Annotated in this window: 5 protein-coding genes; 4 read left to right on the forward strand and 1 reads right to left on the reverse strand. The window is 68.6% G+C overall.

Annotation, left to right across the window (positions count from 1 at the left end):
* The first annotated feature begins 6 nt into the window (after positions 1 to 6).
* The 4 genes from HBE64_RS05515 to HBE64_RS05530 all read left to right on the forward strand — a co-directional run bounded on the left by HBE64_RS05515 (position 7) and on the right by HBE64_RS05530 (position 5,584).
* Positions 7 to 396 carry a (deoxy)nucleoside triphosphate pyrophosphohydrolase gene (locus HBE64_RS05515; RefSeq protein ID WP_167098786.1) on the forward strand — a complete coding sequence of 130 codons (390 nt, stop codon included), beginning with the start codon at positions 7 to 9 and terminating at the stop codon, positions 394 to 396.
* A 24-nt stretch (positions 397 to 420) separates the two neighbouring features.
* Positions 421 to 1,617: a cytochrome P450 gene (locus HBE64_RS05520; protein ID WP_167098789.1), complete on the forward strand. Its 1,197-nt coding sequence runs from the start codon at positions 421 to 423 to the stop codon at positions 1,615 to 1,617.
* Positions 1,618 to 1,758: 141 nt separating this feature from the next.
* A complete protein-coding gene (typA, locus tag HBE64_RS05525) occupies positions 1,759 to 3,657 on the forward strand; it encodes a translational GTPase TypA (protein ID WP_167098792.1) in 1,899 nt (632 codons plus the stop codon).
* Between the two features lie 28 nt (positions 3,658 to 3,685).
* On the forward strand, positions 3,686 to 5,584 hold the full coding sequence (locus tag HBE64_RS05530) for an ABC transporter family substrate-binding protein (RefSeq protein ID WP_167108722.1): 1,899 nt from the start codon (positions 3,686 to 3,688) through the stop codon (positions 5,582 to 5,584).
* A gap of 3 nt (positions 5,585 to 5,587) precedes the next feature.
* On the opposite strand, the gene HBE64_RS05535 is transcribed toward HBE64_RS05530, so the two are convergent.
* Positions 5,588 to 6,586: a hypothetical protein gene (locus tag HBE64_RS05535; RefSeq protein WP_167098795.1), complete on the reverse strand. Its 999-nt coding sequence runs from the start codon at positions 6,584 to 6,586 to the stop codon at positions 5,588 to 5,590.
* Positions 6,587 to 6,855: the final 269 nt, after the last annotated feature.

Consider the following 6,855-nt stretch of genomic DNA (forward strand, 5'->3'; position numbering starts at 1 on the left):
GACGCCATGCCCACCCAGATCGTCGTCGCCGGTGCGCTGATCGCCGATGCCGCGCTGTTGGTGGCCCAGCGCCGGCGACCGCCGGAGCTGGCCGGCCTGTGGGAACTGCCCGGCGGCAAAGTCGCGGCGGGGGAGACCGAGGCGCAGGCACTGACCCGCGAGCTCCGCGAAGAGCTCGGTGTCGAGGTGGCCGTCGGCGAACGGCTGGGCGTCGATGTCCCCGTCGGTGACGGGCTGATCCTGCGCGCCTATCTCGTCACCCACATCGGCGGCACCCTGCACCCCCACGATCACGGTGAGTTGCGTTGGGTCACCGCGCCCGAACTCGGGGATCTGCCGTGGGTACCGGCCGACCGGGCCTGGCTGCCGGAGCTCTCGAAACGCCTCGGACAGTGAGCGTTCGCGCCCTATGATCTGGGCGTGCCAGACAAGCCGGACATCGACCTGACCGACGGCCGGTTCTACGCCGGCGGCAACGCCCGCGACGCCTACCGCTGGATGCGCGCCCACGAGCCGGTGTTCCGCGACCGCAACGGCCTGGCCGCCGCCGCGACCTACCGCGCGGTGATCGACGCCGAACGCAACCCCGAACTGTTCTCCAATGCCGGCGGGATCCGGCCCAGCACGCCGGCGCTGCCCCACATGATCGACATGGACGACCCGGCGCACCTGTTGCGGCGCAAGCTCGTCAACGCCGGCTTTACCCGCAAGCAGGTCAGGGACAAGTCGGAATCCATTGCGGCCCTGTGTGACACGCTGATCGACGCGGTCTGCGAACGCGGTGAGTGCGACTTCGTCCGCGATCTGGCCGCGCCGCTGCCGATGGCCGTCATCGGCGACATGCTCGGGGTGGCTCCCGAGGATCGCGAGACACTACTGGCGTGGTCGGACGACCTCGTCGTCGCGCTGAGTTCGACGGCCTCCGAAGAGATCCTGGCCGCCTCGGTCAACGCACTGCTGGCCTACAACGACTTCATGGCGGCCACCATCGAGCAACGCCGCAAACAGCCGACCGACGATCTGGTCAGCGTGCTCATCGGCGCCGAGGTAGACGGTGAACAGCTCACCGACGAACAGATCATCTCCGAAACCCTGCTGATCCTCATCGGCGGCGACGAGACCACCCGCCACACCCTGTCCGGCGGGACCGCCGAACTCTCCCGCCACCCCGACCAGTGGGAGGCGGTGCGCACCAACCCGGCGCTGCTGCCCGACGCCGTCGAAGAGATGCTGCGCTGGACCTCCCCGATCAAGAACATGTGCCGAATCCTGACCGCGGACAACGATTTTCACGGCACACAGTTGCACGCCGGGGAGAAGATCATGCTGCTGTTCGAGTCGGCCAACTTCGACGAGACCGTCTTCGGCGATCCCGACACATTCCGCATCGACCGCAATCCCAACAACCACGTGACATTCGGTTTCGGCACCCACTTCTGCCTCGGCAACCAGCTGGCCCGCCTCGAGCTGACCACCATGACCCAAAAGGTACTGCAGCGGCTGCCGGACCTGCGCCTGGCCGAGGGCACGCAGCTGCCGCTGCGCCCGGCCAACTTCGTCAGCGGGCTGGAAGCCATGCCGGTCGAATTCACCCCGACCGCTCCGGTCACCAGCTGAGACAGTGGCCGTGCTGCGGTCCCGATCCTTGGCCAAAAGAGATCCTGCCCACACTGCCCGGCCGTATCCGCCCAGCGTGACGGTGCAGCACGAACCGGCTCGTTTTCGCGATCGGGGCATCGCACTGCGACAATCACCAGCGTGAATACGCAGGATTTCCGCAATGTCGCCATCGTGGCGCACGTCGACCACGGCAAGACGACTCTGGTGGACGCCATGTTGCGGCAGTCCGGTGCGCTGACGCACCGCGGTGACGACGCGATCGAACGGCTGATGGACTCCGGTGACCTGGAGAAGGAAAAGGGCATCACCATCCTGGCCAAGAACACCGCCGTGCACCGGCACCACCCGGACGGCTCGATGACGGTGATCAACGTCATCGACACGCCCGGGCACGCCGACTTCGGTGGTGAGGTCGAACGCGGCCTGTCCATGGTCGACGGGGTGCTGCTGCTCGTCGACGCCTCCGAAGGGCCGCTGCCGCAGACCCGCTTCGTGCTGCGCAAGGCGCTCTCGGCGCACCTTCCGGTGATCCTGGTGGTCAACAAGACCGACCGCCCCGACGCCCGCATCGCCGAGGTCGTCTCCGAGAGCCACGACCTGCTGCTCGACGTCGCCTCCGACCTCGACGAGGAAGCCCAGAAGGCCGCCGAGAAGGCACTCGGGCTGCCGACGCTGTACGCCTCGGGCCGCGCGGGTATCGCCAGCACCACCGAGCCGGCCAACGGGGAGAACCCCGACGGTGAGAACCTCGATGCGCTCTTCGACGTGCTGCTCGAGCACATCCCGCCGCCGCAGGGCGATCCCGAGGCTCCGCTGCAGGCGCTGGTGACCAACCTCGACGCCTCAGCCTTCCTGGGCCGCCTCGCGCTGATCCGCATTTACAAGGGCCGCATCCGCAAGGGCCAGCAGGTCGCCTGGATGCGGGAGGTCGACGGGCACCCCGTCATCACCAACGCCAAGATCACCGAGCTTCTGGTCACCGAGGGCGTCGAGCGCACCCCCACCGACGAGGCGATCGCCGGTGACATCGTCGCCGTGGCCGGTATCCCGGACATCATGATCGGCGATACCCTGGCCGACACCGAGCACGCGCATGCGCTGCCGCGCATCACCGTCGACGAGCCGGCCATCTCGGTGACCGTCGGCACCAACACCTCGCCGCTGGCGGGCAAGGTCTCCGGACACAAGCTGACCGCCCGGATGGTCAAGTCCCGGCTGGACCAGGAGCTCGTCGGCAACGTCTCGATCAAGGTCGTCGACATCGGCAGGCCCGACGCCTGGGAGGTGCAGGGCCGTGGTGAGCTCGCGCTGGCCGTGCTCGTCGAGCAGATGCGCCGCGAGGGCTTCGAGCTCACGGTGGGCAAGCCGCAGGTGGTCACCCAGACGGTCGACGGCAAGATCCACGAGCCGTTCGAGGCGATGACCATCGACTGTCCCGAAGAATTCGTCGGCGCCGTCACGCAGCTCATGGCCGCCCGCAAGGGCCGCATGGAGGACATGGCCAACCACGCCGCTGGATGGGTGCGGATGGACTTCATCGTGCCCAGCCGTGGCCTGATCGGATTCCGCACCGACTTCCTGACGCTGACCCGCGGCACCGGCATCGCCAACGCCGTGTTCGACGGGTACCGGCCCTGGGCAGGCGAGATCCGGGCCCGCCACACCGGCTCGCTGGTGTCCGATCGCAGCGGCACGGTCACCCCGTTCGCGATGATCCAGCTCGCCGATCGCGGCCAGTTCTTCGTCGAACCCGGCGACGACACTTACGAGGGCCAGGTGGTGGGCATCAACCCGCGCGCCGAGGACCTCGACATCAACGTCACCCGGGAGAAGAAGCTCACCAACATGCGGTCGTCGACCGCCGACGTCATGGAGACGCTGGCCCGCCCGCTGGAACTCGGGCTCGAGCAGGCGATGGAATTCTGCGCGGAGGACGAATGCGTGGAGGTCACCCCGGAGATCGTTCGGGTGCGCAAGGTCGAACTCGACGCCACGCTGCGCGCCAGGGCGCGGTCGCGGGCCAAGGCTCGCAACTGACCGGGAAGCCACGGCAGGGGTGGATACGCTGAAGGGCGTGCCGACCGGACCACAGCGCCTCTATACCGTCGCGGCGCTGCTGTCCGTACTGCTCACGGCGGCGTGCACGGTGAGTCCGCCGCCCGCGCCGCAGAGCACCGAGACCTCGCAGACCCTGACGCCGCCGCCGCCCAAGGCCACCCAGATCATCATGGGCATCGACTCGATCGGGGCCGGCTTCAACCCGCATCTGCTCTCCGACCAGTCGCCGGTGAACGCGGCCATCGCGTCCCTGGTGCTACCCAGTTCGTTTCGGCCCGTTCCGGATCCGGCGACGCCGACGGGGTCGCGCTGGGAGATGGACCCGACGTTGTTGGTCTCGGCCGAGGTGACCAACGACAGCCCGTTCACCGTCACCTACAAGATCCGGCCCGAGGCGTCGTGGACCGACAACGCTCCGATCGCCGCCGACGACTTCTGGTATCTGTGGCGGCAGATGGTCAGCCAGCCTGGTGTGGTCGATCCCGCCGGCTACGACCTGATCACCGGTGTGCAGTCGATCGACGGTGGCAAGACCGCGGTCGTGACCTTCTCCCAGCCGTACCCGGCCTGGCGTGAACTGTTCAACGACCTGCTGCCCGCCCACATCGTCAAGGACGTGCCCGGGGGTTTCCCGGCGGGTCTGGCCCGCACGCTGCCGGTGACCGGCGGCCAGTTCCGGGTCGACAACATCGACCCGCAGCGCGACGAGATTCTGCTGGCCCGCAACGACCGGTTCTGGGGCCCGCCGGCCTCGCCGGACCAGATCCTGTTCCGGCGCGCGGGTGCGCCTGCCGCACTGGCTGATTCGATCCGCAACGGCGACACCCAGGTAGCCCAGGTGCACGGCGGCGCAGCCGCTTTCGCACAGCTCTCGGCGATACCTGACGTGCGCACCAACCGGATCAACACGCCGCGGATCATGCAGTTGACGCTGCGCGCCCAGGAGGACAAGCTCTCCGACCCGCACGTGCGTAAGGCGATCCTGGGCCTGCTGGATGTCGACCTGCTGGCCGCGGTCGGGGCGGGCAGTGACAACACCGTGACCCTGGCCCAGGCGCAGATCCGGGCCCCCAGCGACCCCGGCTATGTGCCCACCGCGCCGCCGGCACTGGGTAAGGAACGATCGCTGGAGCTGTTGGAGCAGGCCGGTTTTCAGGTTGATCGCACCCCGACCGAGTCACCGGTGCAGCCGCCCCCGTCGGCCGGATCGCGCACCACGACGCAGCCGCCCGGCCCGCCGGAGATCACCCGCGGGCGGATCAGCAAGGACGGTGAGACGCTGTCGCTGGTGATCGGGGTGGCCGCCAACGACCCGACCTCGGTGGCGGTGGCCAACACCGCGGCCGACCAGTTACGCAGTGTCGGCATCGCCGCGACCGTGCTGGCCCTCGACCCGCCGGTGTTGTACTCGGATGCGTTGGCCAACAACAGCGTCGACGCGATCGTCGGCTGGCACGCGGCCGGCGGCGACCTCGCGACACTGCTCGCCTCGCGCTACGGGTGCCCGGCTCTGGAGGCCATCCCGGTCTCGACCAGTCCGACCCCGACGGCGGGTCCCGCTCCCTCTCCGCCGCCCACCCGGGCCGCCACCACGACCACGACCGCACCGCCCCCGCTGCCGGCTCCCGAGAGCGGCGCGCTGGTGCAGGCGCCGTCGAACATCACCGGTATCTGCGACCGCAGTATTCAGCCCAGTATCACTGCGGCCCTTGATGGTTCGGCCGACATCAACACGGTGATCGCCCAGGTCGAGCCGCGGCTGTGGAACTTGTCGACAGTGCTGCCCATCCTGCAGGACGCGACGATCGTGGCGGCGGGCCCGAGCGTGCAGAATGTCAGCCTGACCGGGGCGGTCCCGGTCGGGATCGTCGGCGACGCGGGCCGCTGGGTCAAGACCGCCCAGTAGCGCTCAGTCCGCCGAGTGCTGACGCTTGGAGCCGCCGGTGGACTTGCCGGCCTTGGGCGAAGCGGCCGGCGAGCCCCCATCGGAATCCTTTGCGCCCGAGCCGTTGTCGGTACTCGCCGCGGCGGATCCCGCTGTCGTGCCGGGCACTGCCTTGAAGGACACGACCTTCTTGCTCACCGGGCCTGCGACCGCGGACGTCGCCAGCGGCGGGGGAGTGACCGTCGGGATGGGTGAGGTGGCCACGCCGGGGCCGGCGGTCAGGTCGGCGTAGATCGTGGCGCGGGCCTCGTCGACCTCGGCGGTGAGCGCGTTGAGCGACGTCGTGACGGCCTGCTCGAACGGGACCCGGCCTGCGTTGAACGCGGTGCTGAAATCGCCTGAGACGGCCAATGTTCCAGCGAAGATCTGGGCGCCCTTGACGGCGCCGCCGAGTACGGTCAGCGGTCCGGTCACCAGCGCCTGGGCCAAGATGTTCACGACGTAGTCGACGGTGTGCTTGGTGGCGGCGAAGGCGCGGTCGAGCACGGCCTGCAGGGCGTATCCGCCGACGGCGCGGGGAGCCCCTAGAAGGGAGAAGGTGTTGGTCATCGGTGTCTGGAGGGCCAACAGAGCGGCACCGAACGCCTGGGCGACGCTGCCGTCAGCCTGAAGGGTCTTGATGAAGGCGATCGGGCTGGCGATCAGGCCCGCACCCATGCCGATCAGGCCCCACCCGGTGAAGGGCACCGGCGGCGCTCCGGCCGGGCCGAGGCACACCGTGCACTGATCGGTGCTGCCGATCAGGATCGGCGCGAGAGCCAGCAGGTTGCTCAGGGTGTTGATGCCGATCTGGTAGGGGATCGCCCCGAGTGCGGGCACCGGCAGGCTGGTGAGTTCGATGGCGGGCAGGTGGACCGTGGGGACCCGGACGTCCTGGGTGGGCACGATCGGGCTCATCGCGATGGCGGCGGCACCGGCGAGTGCGATGGTGGTCTTGAACACGGAATTGACGGCGGCAGACATGCGAGCTCCTTTGCCCGTGGACATCCTTACGAGCGGAAGCTACCTGAGAACAGCCTGAGAGATGGTCGGTTGTCCATCAGTGGTAAGACATATTTCTCATTGCAATTACCTGGGTGGTGGGCGGAGCTGTCCGACAGGGCCCTCTTGACGAGATATGCCCTGCTCAGGGACGTTGTGTCGCCAGTGGCGCAGTACGGTGCCGTCGCCGACCCGGCGTGACTCCGACGTCAATTCGCGCCGAGGCTAGTTACCGGCAGTGGCTCCCTGGC

It is taken from the genome of Mycobacterium sp. DL592, from assembly GCF_011694515.1.
Lineage (GTDB): Bacteria > Actinomycetota > Actinomycetes > Mycobacteriales > Mycobacteriaceae > Mycobacterium.

Excerpts from the sequence above, each read along its gene's own strand:
- HBE64_RS05515 (WP_167098786.1), top strand. The coding sequence starts at position 7 with ATGCCCACCCAGATCGTCGTCGCCGGTGCGCTGATCGCCGATGCCGCG.
- HBE64_RS05535 (WP_167098795.1), bottom strand. The coding sequence starts at position 6,586 with ATGTCTGCCGCCGTCAATTCCGTGTTCAAGACCACCATCGCACTCGCC.